At 69.1% G+C, this 21,432-nt stretch carries 21 protein-coding genes; 10 read left to right on the forward strand and 11 right to left on the reverse strand.

Translation table 11 applies throughout. From position 1 onward, the window contains the following. Window positions 1-94 precede the first annotated feature (94 nt). Complete coding sequence (locus ABIB15_RS04475; protein WP_354475602.1) at window positions 95-1,000, forward strand: zinc-ribbon domain-containing protein; 906 nt, start codon at window positions 95-97, stop codon at window positions 998-1,000. A 53-nt stretch (window positions 1,001-1,053) separates the two neighbouring features. Here ABIB15_RS04475 and ABIB15_RS04480 read toward each other — a convergent pair whose 3' ends face one another. Both ABIB15_RS04480 and ABIB15_RS04485 read right to left on the reverse strand, forming a co-directional pair. After that, a complete protein-coding gene (locus ABIB15_RS04480) occupies window positions 1,054-2,448 on the reverse strand; it encodes a pyridoxal phosphate-dependent decarboxylase family protein (protein ID WP_354475603.1) in 1,395 nt (464 codons plus the stop codon). A gap of 45 nt (window positions 2,449-2,493) precedes the next feature. Continuing rightward, window positions 2,494-2,994 carry a bifunctional nuclease family protein gene (locus tag ABIB15_RS04485; protein ID WP_354475604.1) on the reverse strand — a complete coding sequence of 167 codons (501 nt, stop codon included), beginning with the start codon at window positions 2,992-2,994 and terminating at the stop codon, window positions 2,494-2,496. Window positions 2,995-3,190: 196 nt separating this feature from the next. Between ABIB15_RS04485 and ABIB15_RS04490 the strand changes: the two genes are divergently transcribed. From ABIB15_RS04490 to ABIB15_RS04500, 3 genes are all read left to right on the forward strand, one after another. Next, window positions 3,191-3,490, forward strand: coding sequence for a DUF1905 domain-containing protein (locus tag ABIB15_RS04490; RefSeq protein WP_354475606.1), 300 nt, complete (start codon window positions 3,191-3,193; stop codon window positions 3,488-3,490). Window positions 3,491-3,564: 74 nt separating this feature from the next. Next, complete coding sequence (locus tag ABIB15_RS04495; protein WP_354475607.1) at window positions 3,565-4,131, forward strand: OsmC family protein; 567 nt, start codon at window positions 3,565-3,567, stop codon at window positions 4,129-4,131. An 88-nt stretch (window positions 4,132-4,219) separates the two neighbouring features. After that, a complete protein-coding gene (locus tag ABIB15_RS04500; protein WP_354475609.1) occupies window positions 4,220-5,230 on the forward strand; it encodes an acyltransferase family protein in 1,011 nt (336 codons plus the stop codon). 34 nt (window positions 5,231-5,264) lie between these two features. Here the strand turns inward: ABIB15_RS04500 and ABIB15_RS04505 are convergent, their stop codons facing one another. Further along, window positions 5,265-5,663: a toxin-antitoxin system YwqK family antitoxin gene (locus ABIB15_RS04505; RefSeq protein ID WP_354475611.1), complete on the reverse strand. Its 399-nt coding sequence runs from the start codon at window positions 5,661-5,663 to the stop codon at window positions 5,265-5,267. A gap of 168 nt (window positions 5,664-5,831) precedes the next feature. Here ABIB15_RS04505 and ABIB15_RS04510 point away from each other — a divergent pair, with 168 nt between their 5' ends. Further along, on the forward strand, window positions 5,832-6,245 hold the full coding sequence (locus tag ABIB15_RS04510; protein ID WP_354475613.1) for a DUF3054 domain-containing protein: 414 nt from the start codon (window positions 5,832-5,834) through the stop codon (window positions 6,243-6,245). Between the two features lie 22 nt (window positions 6,246-6,267). Here ABIB15_RS04510 and ABIB15_RS04515 read toward each other — a convergent pair whose 3' ends face one another. Continuing rightward, window positions 6,268-6,813, reverse strand: a complete 546-nt coding sequence (locus ABIB15_RS04515; protein ID WP_354475614.1) for a hypothetical protein — start codon at window positions 6,811-6,813, stop codon at window positions 6,268-6,270. Between the two features lie 77 nt (window positions 6,814-6,890). On the opposite strand from ABIB15_RS04515, the gene ABIB15_RS04520 reads away from it, so the two are divergent. Then, window positions 6,891-7,925 carry an NADPH:quinone reductase gene (locus ABIB15_RS04520; RefSeq protein WP_354475987.1) on the forward strand — a complete coding sequence of 345 codons (1,035 nt, stop codon included), beginning with the start codon at window positions 6,891-6,893 and terminating at the stop codon, window positions 7,923-7,925. A 135-nt stretch (window positions 7,926-8,060) separates the two neighbouring features. Beyond that, complete coding sequence (locus ABIB15_RS04525) at window positions 8,061-8,273, forward strand: hypothetical protein (protein ID WP_354475616.1); 213 nt, start codon at window positions 8,061-8,063, stop codon at window positions 8,271-8,273. A 3-nt stretch (window positions 8,274-8,276) separates the two neighbouring features. Here the strand turns inward: ABIB15_RS04525 and ABIB15_RS04530 are convergent, their stop codons facing one another. Continuing rightward, a complete protein-coding gene (locus tag ABIB15_RS04530) occupies window positions 8,277-9,185 on the reverse strand; it encodes an EamA family transporter (RefSeq protein ID WP_354475618.1) in 909 nt (302 codons plus the stop codon). A 32-nt stretch (window positions 9,186-9,217) separates the two neighbouring features. On the opposite strand from ABIB15_RS04530, the gene ABIB15_RS04535 reads away from it, so the two are divergent. After that, window positions 9,218-10,519 (forward strand): cation:proton antiporter, encoded by a 1,302-nt coding sequence (locus ABIB15_RS04535; RefSeq protein ID WP_354475620.1) that lies wholly within the window; start codon window positions 9,218-9,220, stop codon window positions 10,517-10,519. Here the strand turns inward: ABIB15_RS04535 and ABIB15_RS04540 are convergent. The 5 genes from ABIB15_RS04540 to ABIB15_RS04560 are packed head-to-tail and all read right to left on the reverse strand — an operon-like array spanning window position 10,516 to window position 18,028. Beyond that, window positions 10,516-11,385, reverse strand: coding sequence for a hypothetical protein (locus ABIB15_RS04540; protein ID WP_354475622.1), 870 nt, complete (start codon window positions 11,383-11,385; stop codon window positions 10,516-10,518). The genes ABIB15_RS04535 and ABIB15_RS04540 overlap by 4 nt on opposite strands. After that, window positions 11,382-13,979 (reverse strand): DUF4062 domain-containing protein, encoded by a 2,598-nt coding sequence (locus tag ABIB15_RS04545; protein ID WP_354475623.1) that lies wholly within the window; start codon window positions 13,977-13,979, stop codon window positions 11,382-11,384. Before ABIB15_RS04545 ends, ABIB15_RS04540 begins: the two co-directional genes overlap by 4 nt. Before the next feature lie 17 nt (window positions 13,980-13,996). After that, entirely contained in the window at window positions 13,997-15,526 is a 1,530-nt protein-coding gene (locus tag ABIB15_RS04550) for a DHA2 family efflux MFS transporter permease subunit (RefSeq protein ID WP_354475624.1), read from the reverse strand. 10 nt (window positions 15,527-15,536) lie between these two features. Next, window positions 15,537-17,033: a serine hydrolase domain-containing protein gene (locus ABIB15_RS04555; protein ID WP_354475626.1), complete on the reverse strand. Its 1,497-nt coding sequence runs from the start codon at window positions 17,031-17,033 to the stop codon at window positions 15,537-15,539. A gap of 5 nt (window positions 17,034-17,038) precedes the next feature. Beyond that, window positions 17,039-18,028 (reverse strand): LLM class F420-dependent oxidoreductase, encoded by a 990-nt coding sequence (locus ABIB15_RS04560; protein WP_354475628.1) that lies wholly within the window; start codon window positions 18,026-18,028, stop codon window positions 17,039-17,041. 60 nt (window positions 18,029-18,088) lie between these two features. Between ABIB15_RS04560 and ABIB15_RS04565 the strand changes: the two genes are divergently transcribed. Then, the gene (locus tag ABIB15_RS04565) at window positions 18,089-20,002 is read left to right on the forward strand and encodes a dipeptidyl-peptidase 5 (RefSeq protein ID WP_354475629.1); all 1,914 of its coding nucleotides are present in this window, start codon (window positions 18,089-18,091) and stop codon (window positions 20,000-20,002) included. Between the two features lie 312 nt (window positions 20,003-20,314). Here the strand turns inward: ABIB15_RS04565 and ABIB15_RS04570 are convergent, their stop codons facing one another. Further along, window positions 20,315-20,755 (reverse strand): nitroreductase family deazaflavin-dependent oxidoreductase, encoded by a 441-nt coding sequence (locus tag ABIB15_RS04570; protein ID WP_354475630.1) that lies wholly within the window; start codon window positions 20,753-20,755, stop codon window positions 20,315-20,317. Window positions 20,756-21,108: 353 nt separating this feature from the next. Between ABIB15_RS04570 and ABIB15_RS04575 the strand changes: the two genes are divergently transcribed. Beyond that, window positions 21,109-21,429, forward strand: a complete 321-nt coding sequence (locus ABIB15_RS04575) for a hypothetical protein (protein ID WP_354475632.1) — start codon at window positions 21,109-21,111, stop codon at window positions 21,427-21,429. Window positions 21,430-21,432 lie beyond the last annotated feature (3 nt).

Below are 21,432 nucleotides of genomic sequence, written 5' to 3' on the forward strand. Positions count from 1 at the left end.
CAGCCCCAGTCTCGCGCGTCGCGCGGCGCACGCCAATTGCGACTCGCGCGGCGAATGTCGGTGCGCGTTCGTAAAGTGGTTCTCGGAGGGTGAGGTGCCGGAGCAGGTAGAGGCCTGGTGGGCCAGGCGGCAGCGGTCGAAGGGCACGACCATGCCCTATTCCGTCGGGCAGTACCGTGAGGCGTGGCAGAGCTACCCGGTGCTCGTGCGGCAGTACCACCCCGACCTCAACCGTGGTATCACCCTCAGTCAGATTCCTCCCGCGGCGGAGGTCTACCTCGTCTGGGTGTGCGTCGTCGGGCACGAGTTCGTTGCGACCCCAGAGGAGCAGCGGCACCGGCCCGGCCGGTCGAGGCGTCGCTCGACCTGGTGCCCGGACTGCGCGGCGCTGGCCGTGACGCGCTCGCCGCGCGGTGCGGCCGTCGCGCTGGTGGCCGGCGTTCGAGACAGCCCCGCTGACGCCCCGGCGGCGCCGGTCCGTACACCGAAAGCCCCAGCGATCTCCGGTGCGTCGACGCTCTGCGCCACGTCGACCGCGGAGGGCCAGGCCATCGGCGACGCGTTTCGCAGCGACTGCGCGCCGCGTCCGGCATCCGCCGCCGAGGCCGACCTGCGGGCCAAGCTCACCGAACGGCTGAACTTCGAACCCGGCCTCAACGCCGTTCGCGTCGCCCGCCCGTTCTTCACCCACCTCGAGGTGTGGCCCGACATCGTGATCTCTGAGCTGCGCGTGGCAATCGAATACGACACGACCGGCAGGGACGGCCTCGAACACGTCGGGCGCCGTGAGGCCGTCGACCGCCGCAAAGACCGGATGCTGCGCGCCGCCGGCTGGGAGGTGGTGCGCATCCGCTGCGGCAAGCTGCAGCCCATCGGGCCGCACGACCTGGTCGCCCCGGGGGTCACGTCGAAGCTGCTCGATCGGCTGCTCGACGAACTGAGACGCATCCGCGGCGACCTCATCGTCGACTGCTACCTCGCCGAGAGGGCCTCGGACTGATGTGGCGCCCGGGTGCCGCGTCCGCGCGTTGATGAGCTCCGCACACACGCGAGTCAGACGGTGGCTTCCACCGCTGCGATCGCCCGCTCCACCGCCGCGAGAGACGCGGCCACATCGTCGGCGTCGGTCGACCAGTTGCTCACCGAGATGCGCAGGATGTCGCGGTCGTGCCAGCGGGAGCCCGACATCCACGCGGTGCCGTCCGCGATGAGCGCGGCGGTGACACGGCGGGTGCGCTCGTCGTTCCCGAAGCTGATGCAGACCTGGGTGAAAACCACGTCGTTGAGGATCTCGACCCCGGGCATCCGGGCCAGCCCCTCCGCGAGGGCTTTCGCGTTGTGAGCGAGGCCGTCGATGAGGTCGATCGTGCCCGACCGCCCGAGCGAGCGCAGTGCTGCCCAGACCGGGATGCCGCGGGCACGGCGGGACAGCTCCGGCACCTTCTCGAACGGGTCACCCGGGCCCGAGTCTGCACCGATGAGGTAGCTCGTGTGCACCGCGAACACCGACCGCAGTACCTCGGGCCGGGAGACGATCGCGAATCCGCTGTCGTAGGGAACATTGAGCGTCTTGTGGGCATCCGTCGCCCAGGAGTCGGCCGTCTCGAGCTCGGCCAACTGCGGCCGGAGGGTCGGGCTCGCGGCGGCCCACAGGCCGAACGCGCCGTCGACGTGCACCCACGCGTCGTGCGCGTGCGCGATCGTCGTCGCCTCCCCGATCGGATCGAAGGCGCCCGAGTGCAGGTTGCCCGCTTGAAGGCAGACGATCGCGAGGCCGTCGTGGCCGTCAAGGGCCCGGCCGAGGGCATCCGGGTCCAGGCGCCCTTCGGAGTCGACGCCGATCTCGACGGGGGCCGCGAGCCCGAGGTAGCGCAGCACGAGGTCGATCGTCACGTGCCGGTCGGCCCCGGCGAATACCGTGATGCGCGGCGATCCGCTGAGGCCAAGGGTGTCGAGGTCCCAGCCGACGCGGTCGAGCGTCCACTTGCGGGCGGCGGCGAGGCCGACGAAGTTCGCCATGGTCGCGCCCGTCGTGAATCCCACGTCGCTTCCGGCGGGAAGCCCGAGCAGGTCGAGCAGCCATCCTCCTGCCGCCTCCTCTGCCGCCGCGGCTGCGGGAGTCGCGTAGCGCATCCCGGCATTCTGGTCCCAGGCGCTCACCATCCAGTCCGCGGCGAGGGCGGCGGGAAGTGCGCCGCCGATGACCCAGCCGAAGAAGCGGCCGGACGGCATCGCCATGAGCCCGGGGTCGGCGATCGCGGCGAGCTCATCGACGACAGTCACCGGGTCGGTCGGGCCGTCGGGTAGCGGCGCAGCGAACGCGGCGGCGAGTTCGTTGGCGGTCCGCCGGGGGCCGACGGGACGGGTGGCAACGGATGCGAGCCAGTCGAGCGAGTGGGCGAGCGCGTGTTCGAGGGCGACGCGATAATCATCCGGTTCCGCTGACATAGCGCCTACGGTAGCCCCGCCCGCACTGGCGGCGGAAGTCCCCCTTCAGCCTTGGAAGTCCTCGGGGTCGACCTCTTCGAGAAATCGATTGAACTCGTCGAGCTGCGCCTCCTCGCCGAGGGAGCCCGTCACCTCGGTCTCGTCCGCGACTCCGGCGGCCTCTAGCAGGTCGTCGCTGACCCAGATGGGCGCGTCGACCCGAGCGGCAAGGGCGATGGCGTCTGACGGGCGGGCGTCGAGGACCAGTCGCCCGTCCCTGGTCTGCAGCGTCATCTCGGCGTAGAAGGTGCCTTCCTCGATGCGTGTGACATCGACTCGTTCCAGCTCGGCCTGCACCGCCTCGAGCAGGCTCTTCATGAGGTCGTGTGTGAGGGGCCTCGGCGCCTGAGCGCCCTCGGTGGCAATGAGGATGGATGTGGCCTCCTGGGCGCCGATCCAGATTGGCAGTATCTTGCCCGAGCCGGGTTCGTCCAGAATCGGCTTCAAAAGAACCACGGGCTGCGAGCCGGAATCAACAGCGAGGGCGACAACGCGAACCTGGACCATGATGCAACTCCCTGGGTGGAGAAACGACATTTTCACGTCATGGTAGGCCACTACTCCAGACAAACCCATCCGTCGAGTATGGCTACGCCCTCTTCATCTCTGTCGAGTCATGTCCTCGGCGTATTCGCTCGAACAGGAGGGGCACGGGGGGAGGGTCTCCGACACCTGCTCACAGTAGTAGCATCGGCGCAGACCCATGCCTGACACCTATCGATTCGACGCCGAACTGTGGGAGTACTCGGGCCAGGCGGCCTGGGTATTCGTGACGGTGCCGACCGGGCACTCGACCGACATCGCGGCGATTCCGCGTGCGCCGAGGCCCGGTTTCGGGTCGATCCGGGTGAGCGTGACGCTCGGAGGGTCGACGTGGCTGACGTCGATCTTCCCCGACACGAAGTCCGGCACGTTCCTGCTTCCGGTCAAGAAGGCCATTCGGGCGCGCGAGCGAGTGGAACCGGGCGACGTGGTGGGGGTGAGCCTCGAGCTGCTCGAGTAGCGCAGGTTACGCACTGTGTCGCCGCGTGACGTCCCGCTCGACGCCCGCAGCGGCATCCGTTCTATCGTCGGGCCATGACACTGATCCCCACCATCTCCCAGCCCGCCGTTTCCATCCCCTCCGTCAGTGCCGACGTGCGCGCGACGAGGCTTCTCGATGCGGGTTCCGCCTGGGGCGACCGCATCGCGGCGAATCCGGCGAGCGCCCGGCTCACCTACCGCGTGCGCGCCGCCGGAGAGGGGTCGGTAGCTACCGCCGTCACCGCGGGGAAGCACGCCTTCGTCGTCGACGAGCCCGCCGCGCTCGCCGGAGATGACGTGGCCGCGAGCCCTGTCGAGTACGCCCTTGGCGCTCTCATCTCCTGTCAGGTCGTCGTCTACCGCCTGTATGCGCAGGCCCTCGGGATCCGGGTCGACGAGATCACGGTCGACGCGGAGGGCGATTTGGATGCACGTCGGCTCTTCGGCCTCGATGAGACCGTGCGCGCCGGGTTCACCGATGTGCGCCTCGCGATCACGATCACCGGCCCCGAGTCGGAGGAGCGTTACCAGGAGCTTCGCGAGGCCGTGGACGCGCACTGCCCCGTGCTCGACCTGTTCCAGAACCCGACGCCCGTGAGCGTCACCGTGGCCAAGGGGTAGCTCGCGCTGGTTGGGCGTAGCACATTCCGCCCGAGCCCCGCTTTAGACTGGCGACTCCACCAGCGTGCCCTGACACGAAGGAGGGCGGATGCCGACCCCGGCGCACAAGAGATCGGCCGCGCTCGATGCGGTGCGGGTGCTGGGCGTCGCGGCCGTCGTCGTCGGACATGCGATCCCCGACGAGGGCTTCCGCACCGCGCTGTTCGGCTGGCACGTGCCGCTGTTCTTCTTCCTGAGCGGCTACCTGTGGAAGCGGAACCGGAATGGCATTCGCGACGAGTGGCGCTCTCGCTGGCGCTCGCTCGCCGGCCCGTACCTCTTCTGGCTCGCCGTCATCGGCGTGCCCTACGCGATCGTGCTCGTCACGACGTCGGCGGAGCGCGACCTCGACGACTGGATCGGCCCGCTTCTCGGCGGGGCGAACGCGAACGAACCGTTCACGACGTTCTGGTTCCTGTCGGTATTGCTCTTCTCCGTGCTGCTGTTCCGAGTGGTGATGGCGCTGCCGCTTCCGTTCGTGTGGCTCGTCGCCGCCACCGGACTGCTCGCTGGGTACCTGATCGGGCCCCAGCTCGCCTTCAGCCCGCTCGGCATCGGTTCGGCGCTCCCGTGCCTCGTCTTCCTGCTCGCCGGATTCCTGTTGCGCCAGCCGATCGAATGGCTCACAGGCCGGCATCCGGCACCCCGACTGCTGCTCGGACTGCTGCTCACAGTGGTGCCGGAGGTTCTCGTGGTGGCGGGCGTCGTCGAGCCGTTCGACATCAAGTTCGGCAACTGGGGAACGCCCGTCGCCGCCGTCGCCGTTGCCGTCGCGATCAGTGCGGGTCTGGTGGTCGTCGCGGATCTCGTCTACGACGAAATGCCCCGCCCCGTCGAACGCGCGACGATCGGCCTGGCCTTCGCGTCCCTGTGCGTCGTGCTCGTACACCCGGTGGTGCAGTGGGCGTCCCGCCCGTTCGAGGTGAACCCGCTGGTCTCGGCGGCCCTGATGCTGGTGATCCCATGGGCGATCGGCAGCGCACTGCGCCACACGCGCCTGTCGTGGTGGGCGACCGGAACGCCGCGCGCCGGGCGGCCCGCTGCGGTTGCGGCAGGCTGACCGCGGCCGCCCGGCGTGAGCGGCGAGGCATCGATCAGCTGCGCGGGCCCCGGTGGATCCGCGTCGACTTCACTGCACCGTCGCGGTCGTAGGTCGTCCACTCGCCGACCTTCTTGCCGTCGTCGTTGTAGGTGCCTTCGTCCCAGAGTTGCCCGTTGTCGAACCAGCGCTTCCACGGTCCTACCTGCCGATTTTCCGTAAAGGCGCCCTCCTGCAGTCGTTGGCCGTTCTCCCGCCACCACACCCAGTGCCCGGTCAGCTTTCCGTCGTCGTACGCGCCGAGGGCTTTTAGTCGGCCGTTGCGGAAGTAGTACCTCCAGTCGCCATGCTTCTGCCCGCCGTGGAACTGGCCCAGGCTCTCGGGCGTTCCGTCGGCAAAGACTCCCTCAAAGGCACCCGATTCAGGATGCGCATCGCCGTCGAACTTGACCATGATGCCCTCCGATGGTTCGAATTTACTCCGCCGCGGCAGGCATGGCTGCCCCCGAATATCACGGAGTTCGAATATTGCGCGGAGCCGGACTGACCCTCGGCGGCAGAGTCTCGCACGCGGGGTTTTCCCGCGCAGGTTCTTTTGCCCACGCAGGCTTACGCTGGCTCCATGGAATCGAAGCGGGCCCGCGCCGCATCCGTCATCGCATACCTTTTGCTCGACCTGGTGGTCGTGTTCCTCTTCATCTACGCCGGCCGGGAGACACGCGGCAGCGGTCTCGGGGAGCGGCTCGTTGAGGGGCTTCCCTTCTTCATCGGCGTGGTCGTCGGCTGGGCAGCCGGGCGGGTGTGGCAGGCGCCGCGCACCGTGGTGTGGAAGGGCATCATCGTCTGGGCGTCCACGGCGGCGGTCGGGATGCTGCTGCGCCTGGTGACCGGGGAGCCGACCGACTCGCGATTCGTCTTCATCACCTTCATCGCACTCGGCGTCTTCCTTGTCGGCTGGCGCGGGGCCGCATGGGTGCTTGATGTGCTCTTCGGCCGGGTGTTTCCCAAGGTCGTCGACGAAAAGTACCGCAAGTAGCGAGAAATTTGCTCGGCGCCGCTCACAGCGCCGGATGCTCGCCGAGCCCGATCCGGTCCGGTACCGCCCGCGCGACCCGGCGCAGCCACGGTCCGGGATCGGGCCACTGGCGGCTCGTCGGCAGCGTGCGCAGCATGCGGGCGAGCGAGGTGCGCCCGGCGACGGTCCAGGGGATCACACGCGACGGAGCGACGTCGGGCAGCACGCCGAGCCACCAGTGTTTCCAGGTCGGCGAGAGCTGCTCCGGGTCGATCACAACGTAGTAGTCGGGCATGCTGAGGCTCCCGCGTTCGAGTGCGCCGACTGCCCGGTCGACCTCGAGGTCGAGAGTGCCGAGTGTGGCGAGGTCGTCGAAGAACTCGACCCACGCCGCGGCCACATGTTCGAGAGGGTCGCGGTCGTGCACGAGATAGGGGGAGTTGGCGCGGGCGATCCAGCGCTGCACCTCGTCATCGGGCGCATCGGCGAAGGTCTCGCCGCGCACGTTCGCGAAGGCGTCCAGCACGTGGATGACGTCGGGCGCGTCGTCGCCCACGATGACGATGGTGGTGCTCCTGGAGCTTCCCATGGTGGCGATGTTACGCCGCGATGCTCCGGATGGCCCGGAACCGGAAGCATCCGCTGCCCCGTGGCGTTGCCCCCATTATGAAGTCCATCATGTACAGCCAAACCGGTGACCCCGGTGTCCTCCGCCTTGTCGACCGCGACCTCGTCGAGCCCGGGCCGGGCGAGGTGCGCGTGCGCGTCGCCGTGTCCGGGGTGAACCCCACCGACTGGAAGTCCCGCCGAGGCAGCCGCCCGGGGGAGGCCCTCGCGTTCGAGAACGTCGTGCCGAACCAGGACGGCTCCGGAACGGTGGATGCTGTCGGCGACGGCGTCGACCGGGTGCGCGTCGGCGATCGCGTGTGGCTCGCGCTCGCCGCCTTCGAGCGGGCGGCGAGCGGCACAGCCCAAGAGTTCACGGTGCTGCCCGCCGAGCGGGTCTACCCGCTGCCGGATGCCGCGAGCTTCGAGCTCGGCGCGAGCCTGGGCGTGCCGGCGATCACGGCACACCGCGCGCTCACCGTGGCCGAGGACGGCCCGCGCCGACTGCATCCGGGCGCCCTCGACGGCAAGGTCGTGCTCGTCGCCGGTGGCGCGGGCGCGGTCGGGCATGCCGCGATCCAGCTCGCCCGCTGGGCAGGCGCGACGGTGATCACGACCGTCAGCTCGCCCGAGAAGGCGTCGCTCGCAGCGGCGGCTGGCGCCCACCACACCGTCAACTACCGGGACTCGGATGCCGTGGCGGACATCCGCCGCATCGCACCGAAAGGCGTGGACCAGATCGTCGAGGTCGCGCCGGCTCAGAACGCGACGCTCAACCTCGCCGTTATCCGCAACAGGGGATCCGTGTCGGTCTACGCGAACAACGGCGGCGACACGATGACCCTCGACGTGCGCCCCCACTTCAGCCTCAACATCCGGTACCAGTTTGTGCTGCTCTACTCCGTCGGCCAGGAGGCGCTCGACGCCGCCGCTGCCGACATCACCGCCGCGATCATGGACGGCGCTCTGCCTGTCGGGGAGCAGGCCGGCCTGCCCCTGCACCACTTCGACCTCGAGAGAACAAACGAGGCGCACGCGGCGGTCGAAAGCGGCGTCGTCGGCAAGGTACTCATTCGCGTTGACCGCACCTCGTAAACAGGTGCGGCAGTCGAGCCGCCCTCGACGAGTTGTCGAGGGCGGCCAGCCCGCCTAGTCTGGGCCGCAACGGATCAGGCGGCCCCGATGAGGCCGGGGGTCGCTGCATCAGCCCGGCCTCATAAGCGAGCAATCATGGCCACTTTCACCCTGCAGTTCGACGACGTCACGACCTACGCCGCCCTGGTCTATCGACTCAAGACCCTCACGCAGGAGATCGACAACCGACTCGGCCACGCGGGCGAGATCATCTTCCCCGAGAGGCGCGAGATCGAGACGATCCTGAGCGACGGGAGCATCGGACGCTGGCAGATCGCCACCCCGACGACCGCCATCGGGTTCGACTGAAGCTCAGTCACCCCGCGTTGCCGAGACCGGGTCAGGCACGGGGGCGGCTCGGGTGAACGGTCTGCGGGTGATCACGGCCACGGCGAGACCCGCGAGCATGATGGCGCCGCCGATGAGTTCGCTTGCGGTGGGCTCTTCGCCCTGCACGACCCACGCGGCGAGGATTCCGATAATGGGGATCAGCAGCGTGAACGGCACGACCGAGCTCGTGGGGTACTTCGCGAGCAGCGAGTTCCAGATGCCGTAGCCGATCAGCGATGCCGCGACCGCGGTGTAGACGGTGCTGAGGATCGCGACGAGCGAGATGTTCACGATCGAGTCGATGACCACGGCGGGCGTGTCGACGATGAGAGCGAGCGCGAGGCTTGGAATGGGAACGACGAGCCCTGACCAGACGACGAGCGAGAGACCGGATGCCGCCTTCGCGCGACGGCTGAGCACGTTGCCGATCGCCCACGCCAACGCCGCGAGCATCGTGACGACGAGCGGCAGCCACGGCGCGGCGGCGCTGTGCCCGACGACGACGACGGTGAGGCCGGCCATCCCGACGACTATTCCGACCAGCTGTCTCCGCGTCGGTCGTTCCCGCAGCACGATCGCCGACACGATCACCGACAGCACGACCTGGGTCTGCAGCAGCAGCGAGGCGAGGCCGGCGGGCATCCCGAGGGCCAGAGCGAGGTAGAGCAGCGCGAACTGCCCGAGGCTCAGGAACGCGCCGATCGCGAGGATGTTGCGCCAGCCGATCGCAGGCGGCCTGATGAAGAAGATGGCGGGAACGATGACGAGCAAGAACCGGATGGCGACGAAGACGAGCGGCGGAACGTCGGCGAGCCCAGCGTCGATCACGACGAAGTTGAGTCCCCAGATGACGACGACGAGCAAGGCGAGCAGAGTGTGTCGTGGGGTCACTCGCCCTAGCTTGCCAGCATAAAGTTGTGCGAGTGATCGAGTTCGACGGCGCCAGCGCCATCTTTGTGGCCATCGGCGTCGCCACCCTCGCGGCGGCGCTTCTTCCGCGCCTCCTCGGCCGGGCGCCAATCTCAATGCCGATGGTGTTTCTTGGCGCCGGCATGCTCGTCTTCGTGCTGCTGCCCGACCTCCCCGATCCCGACCCGATCGACAACAATGCGATCGCCCTGCACCTCACCGAGGTGTGCGTGATCATCTCCCTGATGGGGGCCGGCCTGGCCCTCAACCGGCCGGTCGGCTGGCGGAGCTGGTCGTCGACCTGGCGGCTGCTCGCGATCACGATGCCGCTGTCGATGCTCGCCGTCGGCATCCTCGGCTGGGCCGCTCTCGGCCTCGGCGCCGCGAGCGCTGTGCTGCTGGCCGCCGCACTCGCCCCCACCGACCCGGTGCTGGCGACGGAGGTTCAGGTGAGCGAACCCCAGTCCGACCCCGACCACGGCGACGACGAGGCCAGGTTCGCTCTCACCTCGGAGGCGGGCCTCAACGACGGACTCGCGTTCCCCTTCACGTATGCGGCGGTCGCCATCAGCCTCGTCGGTGTCGCCCCGGCTGCGTGGCTGCTCGACTGGGTGCTCATCGACGTCGTCTGGAGGCTCACCGTCGGGGTGATCGTGGGGCTCATCGTCGGATGGCTGCTGAGCAAGGCATTCTTCTCAGACAGGGCGGGACGGTTCGCGCTCGCCGAACAGGCCGAGGGGTTCGTGGCCCTCTCCGCCACCTTCCTCGCCTACGGGGTCACCGAGCTCGCAGAGGGCTACGGCTTCATCGCCGTGTTCATCTGCGCCGTCACCGTTCGCGCCGCGGAGCGCACGCACGGGTACCACGGCGTGCTGCACAAGTTCGTCGAGCAGATCGAACGGATGCTGACCATCACCGTGCTGATCCTCCTCGGCGGGGCCGTCGCGCGCGGCCTCTTCGCTGACATCGGCTGGGCCGAGATCGGCATCGCGGCAGCGTTCCTGCTCGTCATCCGCCCGATAGCCGGCTGGATAGGCCTGAGCCTGGGCAAGTCGGGCCCGCGCGAGCGCGGCGTGATCGCGTTCTTCGGTGTGCGCGGCATCGGATCGCTGTTCTACATCGCGTATGCACTCGACGTCGGAGACTTCCCCGATGCCGAGCGGCTCTGGGCGATCGTCGGACTCGTCGTCGTCGGATCGATCCTCATCCACGGCATCGCCGCAACGCCGGTCATGGCGCTTCTCGACCGTTCGCGCCGCAGGGAGGCGGCACGGCGCGGCGGCGGGCCGTCCGACGTCTCAATTACGCCGGTCTAGCCGGCGTTTGCCCGGCGCAACCTCGACCCGGGCGCGCCCTCGTCGCGCAGGTTCGAGTGGCGTTCGCACCACCAGTAGAACGCGGAGTAGCCGAGCAGCGACAGCACGATCCCGGCGACGAAGAGCGGCGCGGCGGGCCTCGACCACTGGAGATCGCCCCGGGCGACGACGAGTGCGACGGCGATGAAGGACAGGCTGAACAGCTGCGCCTGATAGATCCACCGGAACGCGCTCCAACGGTGGTCGACGAACAGCCAGACGTTCACCATGCCAGGCAGGGTGAGCACCGCGCCGACGATGCGCGCGGTCAGGGGAGTCAGATCCCACGCCCAGGTCGACAGGAACGCCTGGGGAACGAGGAACAGTGCGAGTCCGACGAGCAGCGCGAGACCGCCGAGCGACCCGAGCGCGGCTCGCACCCGGAAGGGGATGCGGAAGTCGCCCTCCTCGGCCAGGCCGTCGTCGGAGCGCCGGTTCGCGAGCAGGGCGCCGAGTACGAGGAAGGGTGTCGTCACGTACAGCACAAGCCAGGTGATGAACGAGACGTGCCCGGCGTGGAAGCGATCGATGTGCAGCAGCGTCGCTGCGCCCGCGAGGGTCGCGAAGACGACGACGGCGGGGAACCCGTGCCGTACCCGGTGCCACCGGCGCTGCCAGACAACGTGCACGAAGAACCAGATGCCACCGAGATAAGCCGAACCGAGCAGCATCGCGGTGAGCGGGGGCTGGATCGTCCACGCGAACAGACGCTCGGTCTCGGTGGGGAGGAGGTAGAGAAGCACGCTCGCGACGGCGAGGAAGGGCAGGATCAGCAGTGCGAGCCACCTCGTGAGAGGCTCTATCTCGTCGCGTGCCCGCCCGGTCATGATGCGTGCCCCGCGAGCGCGAACGCGACGACATCCTCCATCGACATGTCCCGTCCCTCGGTGCGCGCCGCCTCGAGGTCAGATGCGTCGTCGCCCGCGAGGATCGGGGCGAGGTAGTGCTGGTGGAACGAGAAGCTCGTCGCGTTGTACAGTCCGGTCTGCCTCCTCAGCGCCTCGGCCGCCCGCAGAAGCCGACCTGCGCGCTGGATCTCCCCCTCGGCGGCAGCGATCGCGATGAGTCCCTCGAGCCCGTAGGCGACACCCTCGGCGTGCCCGAGCGCCGCCGACGTGGCGAGGCTCTCGTTGAAGGCGTCGCGGGCCTCGTCGATCGACCCCGCCACGAGCTTCGCCCAGCCGAGGTGGTGCAGCGCGATCGCGGTGCCGAGCTCCTCGTGCCGGTCCCGGGCAAGCGACAGGCTCTCCTGGAAGCGGTGCACCGAGCGGTGTATCTTCTGGTCCATGAGCGCGACCCGGCCGAGGGTCACGAGCGCCATCGCTTCGCCCCAGCCGTCGCCCTGCTCGCGGAACAGCTCCAGGCTCTTCATCAGAGCCTCATCCGCGTGGACTGGATCGGGCTTCTCATCGGCCAGCAGGGCGAGGGCCACCGAGATGAGGCTCAGCCCTTCGCCGGAGCGGTCGTGCACCCGGTGGAAGAGCTCCGCGCTCTCGGTCAGCCCCGGGACGACCCACTCATTGGGATCCTGCCAGAGCGTGATCGACCGAGTGAAGTACAGCGCGATCGCCCTCGTGCGGTCGGTGAGGGCACCCTTCGCCGCGAGCACCTCCTCCATCCAGCCGCGCACCTCTCCGAGGAGCCCGCCGACCCACCAGAAGATGAACAGATCCCAGGCGAACCGCGCAGCGGTGTCCCAGTCGTCGTGGTCGAGCAGAAAGCGCACGGCCGCGCGCAGGTTGTCGCGATCGTCGTTGAGGCGGCCGACCCATTCCCGCTGGTGTACGCCCTCGAGGTCGAACTCGATGCGGTCTGCGAGCTCCACGTAGTACTCCGCGTGGCGGGCACGAATGGCCTCGAATGTGCCGCTCGCCTCGAGCTGTTCGAGCGCATACTCGCGAACGGTCGCGAGTATCGAGAATCGTGACCGCCCCCGGCAGTCCTGCTCGCGCACGAGGCTGTTGTCGACGAGGATGCCGAGACTCGTGAGTGGATCGGCGTGAGCCGCATCGCCGGCAACGAACTCGGCGGCCTCGAGCGAGAAGCCGCCGGCGAACACCCCGAGCAGGGCAAGCAGGCGCTTCTCGTCGGGTCCGAGAAGCTGCGTGCTCCACTCGATCGTGCGGCGGAGGGTCTGCTGCCTCGGCGGGAGGTCTTTCGCACCGGCCGAAAGCAGCGGCAGTCGCCGGTCGAGCCGGGCGAGCATCGCGGCCGGAGCGAGGGTTCGGATGCGCGCGGCGGCAAGCTCGAGCGCGAGGGGCACGCCGTCGAGCTCGCGACAGATCGCGGCGACGGCGTGAGCGTTGTCGGCCGTCAGCTCGAAGTCGGGCTTGACGGCACGCACCCGCTCGACGAACAGGGCGACGGATGCCGAGTCGAGCAGCTCGGCGGGATCCAGCCGTGCCCTCGGCCCGGGGAGCGCGAGCGGGCCGATCTCGTAGGTGTGCTCGCCAGTGACCCGCAGCAGCGTCCTGCTCGTGACAAGGAATTTCAGGGTCGGCACCATCGTGAGCAGGGCCGTGAGGGTGGTGGCGGCGTCGAGCACTTGCTCGAAGTTGTCGACGACGATGAGCATCCGCCGCTGCCGCAGCGCTGTCGTGAGCTTCTCCTCGAGGGTCTGGTCGCCGGTATCGCGCACCCCGAGGGCCTGCGCGATCGCGTTCGGCACGAGCGCGGCATCCTGCACCGGCGCGAGATCGACGAAGGCGACCTCGCCGGGCACGGACTCGCTGAGCAGTTTGGCGACGCCGATCGCGAGCCTGCTCTTGCCGATGCCGCCCGGACCGGTGAGCGTGACAAGCCGCACACTCTCGCGACGCAGCATGGCCTCGACGGCGAGCAACTCATCGTCCCGTCCGATGAGCGAGGTGAGCGGGGCCGGGATCGCGCCGGTGTCGGTGTCGGTGACCGGCGGCCGCTCGGGGGGCGGAAGTGGACGCCGGCTCAGGTCGAATCGCTCGGCGAGAAGAGTCGCGAGGTCGTCCTCGAGCAGCCTGCGGAGCTCCTGCGGGGTCGAGAAGTACTTGAATGACGCCCCGTCATCGTTGCGGATGCGGTCGAGCAGTTCGACCAGGCGTGGTTCGCGGATGCCCTTCGGCTCCTTGATGTAGATCAGCTTCGGGAGCCGGGTGGCGAGGTTGTACTCGTCCTCGAGCCCGGAGACCGTTTCGGTCGGGGCCACCCAGCCGTAGGCCTCCCAGTAGAGCCCCACGAACACGTCGCTCTGTTCGAGGTAGGCGCGGTAAAGGTCGCGGGGCGGATGCGGCCGCGCGCCGAGCTCGAACATCACGGGGGCGAGGTGCAGGCGCTCGACCGCGACCCGCGCCGCCCTGCGCTCGGGGGCGAGCTCCTTGAGGGTGGAGCTGACGAACACCCGCAGACGCTGGTCGGGCGTTCGGATGACCCCTGCCGATGGGTTCATGCAGAAATTCTGCGCCCTCAGACCCCGCGAGTCCACCCGTTTCGCGACTTGGGTCGCCGGACGTTCGGCGCCGAGCGGGCCATCGGCATGTCGCCCGACGCCGGCTCCGCGGTGCGCCCGATCATCATCGCCGCGGGGATCGCGAACGTCGAGATGATCGCACCATAGACGAACGCGACGCGGACGCCCTCGGCCGTCGCCGCGACATCCGTCGCCCCACCGGCGAGGAGGATCGCGGCCTGGGCGGCCATCACGGTCACGAACAGGGCGGTGCCCGCCGCCCCGGCGAGCTGCTGCACGGTGCCGACGATCGCGCTGCCGTGCGAGTACAGCTGCGGGCGCAGCGAGCCGAGGCTCGCCGAGAACAGGGGGGTGAACAGCAGGGCGAGGCCGACGCTCAGTGATGCATGGGCGGCGAGCACCGAGAACGGCGACGTGGTCGCCCCGAACGTCGTCATGATCCACAGCACGCTGGTGACGATCATCGCGCCCGTCACGAGCAGCGCGGTCGGACCGATCCGGTCGTAGGTGCGCCCGACGAGCGGTGCGAGCAGGCCCATCGTCAGCCCGCCGGGGAGCAGCAGGAGGCCGGTCTGCAGCGGGTCGAGGCCGAGCACGTCCTGCATGTAGATCGGCAGCAGCACGATCGTTCCGAAGAATGCCATCATGCTCATCGAGAACATCACGATCGAGAAGGTGAAGTTGCGCGAGCGGAAGGTGCGCAGGTCGAGCAGCGCCTGCTCCACCCGCTGCAGCCCTATCTGGCGCAGAACGAACACGACCAGCGCGACGATGCCGATGCCGAGCGGCGCCCACGCGCCGAGCGGGCTGCCGCCGGCGGCGATCCCGCCGAGGCTGCTCAGCCCGTAGACGAGACCGCCGAACGCGAATGCGGAGAGGATCACGGATGCCACGTCGAAGTGGGTGCGCCTCGGCGTGGTGACATTTCGCACGCGGGCAGCGCCGACGGCGAGCGCGCCGAGGGCGATCGGGAGCACGAGGATAAACATCCAGCGCCAGTCGAGCACGCTCAGGATGACGCCGGAGATGGTCGGGCCGATCGCGGGGGCGACCGAGATGACGATGGAGATGTTGCCCATCGTGCGGCCGCGGGAGGCCGCGGGGACGAGCGTCATGACGGTGGTCATGAGCAGCGGCATCATGATGGCCGTTCCCGTCGCCTGCACGACGCGGCCGGCCAGCAGCACCTCGAAGCCCGGCGCGATTGCGGCGATGAAGGTGCCGGCGCTGAACAGCGACATCGCCGATATGAACACCGGGCGGGTGTCGAATCGTTGGAGCAGGAACCCGGTGATAGGGATCACCACGGCCATGGTCAGCATGAACGCCGTCGTGAGCCACTGGGCGGCGTTCGCCGTGATGTCGAGGTCTTTCATGAGCTGCGGCAGCGCGACGCCCATGATCGTCTCGTTCAGGATCACGACGAAGGCCGAGACGAGAAGGAGGCGGATGACGAGGTTGTTGCGGCGTGTGACGGCCTCCGCGCCGGACGGGGCCGCGGTGGTGGTCGAAAGAGCTTCGGTCAAGTTAATTGATCTATTCCGCTCGACGAGCCTCGGTGGCGGCCAGGTGGCGCGAGTCGCGCGCGACCCCCACGCTGCGGGCGAGCTCGGTCGGCCCGAATGAGACGTTCTGGGCGAGCCGCACCGTGACCTCGTCGCCGTCGAAGGTCAACTCGACCAGCAGCGCGATGGGCGTTTCGTAGACCTGCAGGCGCGCGACGAAGGTCGACTCGTCGGCCCAGGCGCCGGACGCGGCGACCGCGGCCCGCCGTGTGCGGCGGAAGCTGCCCGCCTCGGGAACGCGAGCGGTGCCCGTGATCCACGCACCACGGCCGCAGTCGATGCGGTGCTCACCCGCTTCGTCGCGCAGGGTCAGCTCGGCGCGGTCGGCGGCGAACACGACGCGGACACCCTCGAGGTGGGCGACGTTGGGGGCGAGGTCGTAGTCGCGCCCGGACACGGATGCCGCCATCGGCGACACCGCGGACCCGGCAGGATGCGCGATCGCCAGTGCCGCCAGCGCCGCATTAAGTTCCGCGTGCCCGGCGGGGTCCTCCGGAAGCGGCCCCGTCGTCGAGAGACCCGCGAGCAGGTGGTCCCAGGCCGCGGTGACGACGGCCGCGGTGTCGCTCAGCGCGCTCGTCAGCGCGAGCACGGCATCCTGTTCCGGCATGACGATCGCCAGCTGACCGAACGCGCCGTCCGCCCGGTATGCCCCGTGCCGGCAGAGCCAGAACTGGTAGCCGTAGCCCTGCGTCCAATCGTCGGCCTCGCCTGGATCGCCGTTCGACACCTGGCGCTCGTGCACGGCATCCACCCATTCCGCCGGCACCAGCTGAGCGCCGCCCCACCGACCGCGCTGCAGGTAGAGCTGGCCGAATTTCGCGAGGTCCTCCGTGGTGATCGCGAGGCCCCAGCCGCCCACGTCGATTCCTCTCGGGCAGGCCTCCCAGCTGGCGCCCTCGATGCCGAGCGGCTGAAGCAGGCGCGGGGTCAAGTAGTCGAGAAGTCGCTGCCCGGTGAGGCGCTGCAGGATCGCCGACAGCAGGTAGGTTGCACCGGTGTTGTAGACGAAGGCTCCACCGGGCGGGTTCTCGACCGGCCGGCGGAGGATGGCGCGGGCCCAGTTGCGCTCGGGCGAGTGCAGCGCGCTGAGGGTGTCCTCGGCGTGCCCGGCGTTCATCGCGAGCAGGTGCCGCACCCGCATCGCCTGGAGGTTCTCACCCACCGCGGCCGGGACGTCGTCGGGCAGCAGGTCGACGACGCGGTCGTCGAGGCCGAGCAGGCCCTCGTGGATCGCGATACCGACCGCGGTGGCGGTGAAGCTCTTGCTGACCGAGAACACCTCGTGCCGGAGGGTGGCAGCGAAGGGTGTCCACCAGCCCTCGGCAATGACATGACCGTGCCGGAGCAGCATGATGCTGTGCAGCTCCTGCCTGCCGTCGGCGACGGCGGAGAGGAACTCGCGGACGGCGCGCGAGGGGACACCCTGCGCCTCGGGGGTGCTGCGGGGGAGCGGGGACGCCGACATCGGGGCTAGGCGAGCGCCGGCATGACGGCACGCTCGAACAGCTCGATGCCGGAGCGGTCGTAGGCGGCCTCGGGGAAGTAGAAGATTCCATAGCCGAGGCCACGCCCCTGCATGTCGCGCAGGCGCTCGACGACCTGATCCGGCGTGCCGACGGCGATCGCGCCCGCCGCGTATTCGCCCACGAAGGCATCCGCCCGCTCCTCACCGAGGTGGGGGAGCACCCGCGCGCGCACCGCGGCGATGCGGTCGGCGACCTCTGCTTCGGTGTCGGCGATGATCACGTTGTAATTGGCGGAGCGCACGATCGCGTCGAAGTCGGTGCCCACGTCGGCGCAGTGCTGGCGCAGAATTTCGCTCTTGTGCTCGAACTCGGCCGGCGTGCCGGCGAAGTTCGTGTACTGCGCGTACTCCGCGGCGATCTTGAGGGTGACCTTCTCGCCGCCGCCCGCGATCCAGAGCGGGATGCCGCCGGGCTGCAGCGGCAGCGGACGGACGATGGCGCCGTCGACCTTGTAGTGCGTGCCGTCGAGCGTCGCCGATCCGGTGGTCCAGGCCTGGCGCATGATGTCGACGCCCTCGCGGAGGCGGCCGAGCCGGGTTCCCGCGCTCGGGAAGCCGTAGCCGTAGGCCTTCCACTCGTGCTCGTACCAGCCGCCGCCGATGCCCATCTCGGTTCGCCCGCCCGAGACGATGTCGACGGTCGCGGCGACCTTGGCCAGATAGGCAGGGTTGCGATAGCTCATGCAGGTGCACATCTGGCCGATCCGCACTCGCGAGGTGGTTGCGGCGAATGCGGCCATGAGCGTCCACGCCTCGTGGGTGGCCTCCTCCGAGGGCACTGGCACGGTGTGGAAGTGGTCGTACACCCAGATCGACTCCCAGGAGCCGGCATCGGCGTGCTGGGCGAGGGAGTTCATCACCGTCCACTGCTCGGCCGGATCGATGCCGACGAGGTCGTGCCGCCAGCCCTGAGGAATGAAGAGTCCGAATCGCATTCGCCCAGCTTACGAACCGATCTGCCGCGCCGGCGAAACGAGGCGCGGCAGAATGGGTCCATGACGATATCTCCGTACGGGTCCTGGCGCTCGCCGATCTCCGCTCAGGACCTCGCCGCGAGCGGGCATCCGGTCAGCGGAGGGGCATGGGTCGGCGACGACGTCTGGTGGCTCGAACTGCGGCCGAGCGAGGGTGGACGGCTCGCCGTGCGCACCGCGGGCGACGACGGCGCACCCGTCGACGTGCTGCCGGCGCCGTGGAATGCGCGCACGCGGGTGCACGAGTACGGCGGCGGCGCCTGGACGGTGACCGCCGACCGTGCGCTCGTCTTCGCCGAGTTCACCGACCAGCGCCTCTACCGCCTCGACGCGGGCAGTGAGGTGCCGGTGCCGCTGACGCCGGCGGAGGGTGGCTTCCGCTTCGGCGAGCTCGCGATCCGAGGTGATGAGATCATCGCGGTGAGGGAGACCCACGCAGAGTCCCTCGCCCGGGACATCGTCGCTGTTCCCCTCGACGGCTCGGCCGCGGAGGGGGCCCGGGGCATCCGCTCCATCGTCTCGGGCGCCCACTTCCTCGCCTATCCGCGCTTCTCGCCCGACGGGCGCCGCCTCGCCTTCGTCGCCTGGGACCACCCGCAGATGCCGTGGGACGGCACCGAGCTGCGCCTCGCCGACCTTGCCGACGACGGCACCGCGCGCAACGTGCGCACGATCGCCGGGTCGGCGACCGAGTCGGTTCTCCAGCCGGAGTGGATGGACGACGAGTCCCTCCTCGCGGTGAGCGACCGCGACGGCTGGTGGAACCTCGCGGCTTTCGCCCTCGACGGCACCCGCACGGACGTGCTCACCGAGCAGGCCGAATACGCCGGCGCACTCTGGGTGCTCGGCCTGCGCTGGTTCGATCTGCAGGGCGGGCGCATCCTCGCCGTGCGCACCCACGGCGACGACAGCCTCGTGCTGGTCGACCCCGCCTCGGGCACGATCGAGTGGCTCGACACCGGGCTCACGACAATCTCGCTCGGCGCTCGCAACGGCGATCGCGTACTGCTCACGGGAGGCAGCTCCGTGCTCCCCACCGGCCTCCGCGTCCTCGACCTCGGCACCGGCGCGCTCGAGGACGTGCGGCTCGGGGTCGACGCCTTGCCGGATGCCGCCTACCTGCCTCTCGCCGAGAGCCGCACCTTCACGGCCGCCCGCGACGTGCACACCTTCGTGTACCCGCCCCGCAATCCCGACTTCGAGGCGCCGGAGGGGGAGCTGCCGCCCTACATCGCCTTCGTGCACGGTGGCCCGACCTCGCGCGTCTCGGCGGCGGTCTCGCTGACGATCGCCTACTTCACGAGCCGCGGCATCGGCGTCGTCGACGTGAACTACGGCGGATCGACCGGATACGGGCGGGAATACCGCGAACGGCTCCGCAGCCAATGGGGGGTCGTCGACGTCGAGGACACCATCGCGGCGGTGCTCGGCCTCGCGGATGCGGGACTCGCCGACCGCGCCCGGCTTGCGATCCGCGGGGGCTCGGCCGGGGGCTGGACCGTGCTCTCCGCGCTCACCGGGTCGGAGGTCTTCGCGGCGGGCGCGTCGTACTTCGGGGTCGCTGAGCTGTCCCAGTTCGCGCTCGACACCCACGACTTCGAGTCGCGCTACCTCGACGGGCTGATCGGCGCCCTCCCTGACGCGGCCGAGTTGTACGAAACCCGGGCGCCGCTCAACAACGTGCACCGGCTCTCGACCCCGGTGCTGCTGCTGCAGGGCCTCGATGACCCGATCGTGCCGCCGTCGCAAGCGGAGCTGTTCCGCGGCGCCCTCGTGGCGAAGGGCATCCCGCACGCCTATCTCGCCTTCGAGGGGGAGTCGCACGGCTTCCGCCGCGCCTCGACGATCGTCAGTGCAACCGAGGCCGAGCTCTCGTTCTACGGCCAGGTCATGCGGTTCGAGCCGGCAGACGTGCCGACGCTGCCCCTCGACTGATCGCTGTCACTATTCAGGAGTGGTGGTGGGGCAGCCGGTGACGGTCCTTCGTCCGTGCTGGTCGCAGGCCAGCTGGGGGCTGTCATTATTCAGGAGTTGTGGTGGAGTGGTCGTGATGCCGGGCGGACGGATGCTGCGGATGCCGCGTCAGACCGCATCCGCCGCACGATTCCAGCGCCCAACGCAGTCCTGATGCGCGCAGCCGCGGAATGCCGCCGCTGAGCTCCTGAATAATGAAAGGAGTTCCTCGGGCGGCACGCTGACGGTCACCGGACTGGCTCCTGAATAGTGAAAGGAGTTGGGAGGGTCGGGCTACCCGGCGACCGGTGTCAGCACGAAGACGGGGATCTTCCGGTCCGTGCCGGCCTGGTAGTCCGCGTAGTCGGGGTAGGCGGCGACGGCTCGTTCCCACCAGAGGGCCTTCTCCTCGCCGGAGACCTTCCGCGCGAGGTAGTCCCGCTTGACCGGGCCGTCCTGCAGCTCGACGTGAGGGTGGGCGACGATATTGAAGTACCAGACCGGATGCTTCGGAGCCCCGCCGAGAGAGGCGACGACCGCGTACTCGCCCTTGTGCTCAACCTGCATCAGCGCGGTCTTGCGCAGCTTGCCCGACTTCGCGCCGACCGTGGTGAGGATGATGACGGGCATGCCACGCATTGTCGTGCCCTCGGTGCCGCCCGAGCGCTCGTACAGCTCGGCCTGGTTGCGGGCCCAATCGGACGTGCTCGGTTCGTAGACTCCGGAAAGTGGCATGTCAGATGGAACACGGCAGGGGCCGCGGATTATTTCCTCGGTGCCGGTGGGCACGAGAAAGGGGCCGGGCACATGTGCCCGGCCCCTCCTGTACGACTAAGACCGATTAAGCCGCGTTGCTCTTGGAGTTGGACTTCGACTTCTTGTCGGCGCGCTTCTCCTTGAGGGATTTCGCAGCAACGGTCTTGCCGCTGCTCTTCTTCGGTGATTTGTCTGCCATAGGGCATCCCTCCCTCGGAAGCACGGACGGCTTCGGTACCGAAACCTTACGCCCTGTTGGCCGTGAGTGTGTGCTGGATTCGCCTGCGCAAGCCGTTGACCGCCCCGCAGCGGGGAGAGGTAGGGTCGGCGGCATGGCGAATCTAGTGGAAAATCTGGCCGAGAAGATGAGCTCGCTCGGTGTTAAGGCGAGCTACGGCGATCCGGTGATGATGGGCGGTGTCGAAGTCGTTCCGGTGGCCTGGGTGCAGTTCGGCTTCGGCGGCGGCAGCGACGACAAGGACAACGCGGGCGGCGGCGGAGGCGGCATGAGCATCCCGCTCGGCGTCTACGTGACGGGGGAGAACGGCCCGACCTTCCGACCGAACATCATCAGCCTGCTGGCCGTGCTGATCCCGGTGCTCTGGGTCGGCAGTCACGCCTTCGCGCGCATCCTCAAGGTCATCAAGAAGTAGCCT

The organism is Marisediminicola sp. UYEF4 (assembly GCF_040546025.1).
In the GTDB taxonomy this organism is placed as follows: Bacteria; Actinomycetota; Actinomycetes; order Actinomycetales; family Microbacteriaceae; genus Marisediminicola.

Excerpts from the sequence above, each read along its gene's own strand:
- ABIB15_RS04525 (WP_354475616.1), top strand. The coding sequence starts at position 8,061 with ATGGCCACTTTCACCCTGCAGTTCGACGACGTCACGACCTACGCCGCC.
- ABIB15_RS04495 (WP_354475607.1), top strand. The coding sequence starts at position 3,565 with ATGACACTGATCCCCACCATCTCCCAGCCCGCCGTTTCCATCCCCTCC.
- ABIB15_RS04540 (WP_354475622.1), bottom strand. The coding sequence starts at position 11,385 with ATGACCGGGCGGGCACGCGACGAGATAGAGCCTCTCACGAGGTGGCTC.
- ABIB15_RS04555 (WP_354475626.1), bottom strand. The coding sequence starts at position 17,033 with ATGTCGGCGTCCCCGCTCCCCCGCAGCACCCCCGAGGCGCAGGGTGTC.
- ABIB15_RS04575 (WP_354475632.1), top strand. The coding sequence starts at position 21,109 with ATGGCGAATCTAGTGGAAAATCTGGCCGAGAAGATGAGCTCGCTCGGT.
- ABIB15_RS04515 (WP_354475614.1), bottom strand. The coding sequence starts at position 6,813 with ATGGGAAGCTCCAGGAGCACCACCATCGTCATCGTGGGCGACGACGCG.
- ABIB15_RS04505 (WP_354475611.1), bottom strand. The coding sequence starts at position 5,663 with ATGGTCAAGTTCGACGGCGATGCGCATCCTGAATCGGGTGCCTTTGAG.
- ABIB15_RS04570 (WP_354475630.1), bottom strand. The coding sequence starts at position 20,755 with ATGCCACTTTCCGGAGTCTACGAACCGAGCACGTCCGATTGGGCCCGC.
- ABIB15_RS04520 (WP_354475987.1), top strand. The coding sequence starts at position 6,891 with ATGAAGTCCATCATGTACAGCCAAACCGGTGACCCCGGTGTCCTCCGC.
- ABIB15_RS04490 (WP_354475606.1), top strand. The coding sequence starts at position 3,191 with ATGCCTGACACCTATCGATTCGACGCCGAACTGTGGGAGTACTCGGGC.
- ABIB15_RS04480 (WP_354475603.1), bottom strand. The coding sequence starts at position 2,448 with ATGTCAGCGGAACCGGATGATTATCGCGTCGCCCTCGAACACGCGCTC.
- ABIB15_RS04565 (WP_354475629.1), top strand. The coding sequence starts at position 18,089 with ATGACGATATCTCCGTACGGGTCCTGGCGCTCGCCGATCTCCGCTCAG.
- ABIB15_RS04500 (WP_354475609.1), top strand. The coding sequence starts at position 4,220 with ATGCCGACCCCGGCGCACAAGAGATCGGCCGCGCTCGATGCGGTGCGG.
- ABIB15_RS04485 (WP_354475604.1), bottom strand. The coding sequence starts at position 2,994 with ATGGTCCAGGTTCGCGTTGTCGCCCTCGCTGTTGATTCCGGCTCGCAG.
- ABIB15_RS04545 (WP_354475623.1), bottom strand. The coding sequence starts at position 13,979 with ATGAACCCATCGGCAGGGGTCATCCGAACGCCCGACCAGCGTCTGCGG.
- ABIB15_RS04510 (WP_354475613.1), top strand. The coding sequence starts at position 5,832 with ATGGAATCGAAGCGGGCCCGCGCCGCATCCGTCATCGCATACCTTTTG.
- ABIB15_RS04560 (WP_354475628.1), bottom strand. The coding sequence starts at position 18,028 with ATGCGATTCGGACTCTTCATTCCTCAGGGCTGGCGGCACGACCTCGTC.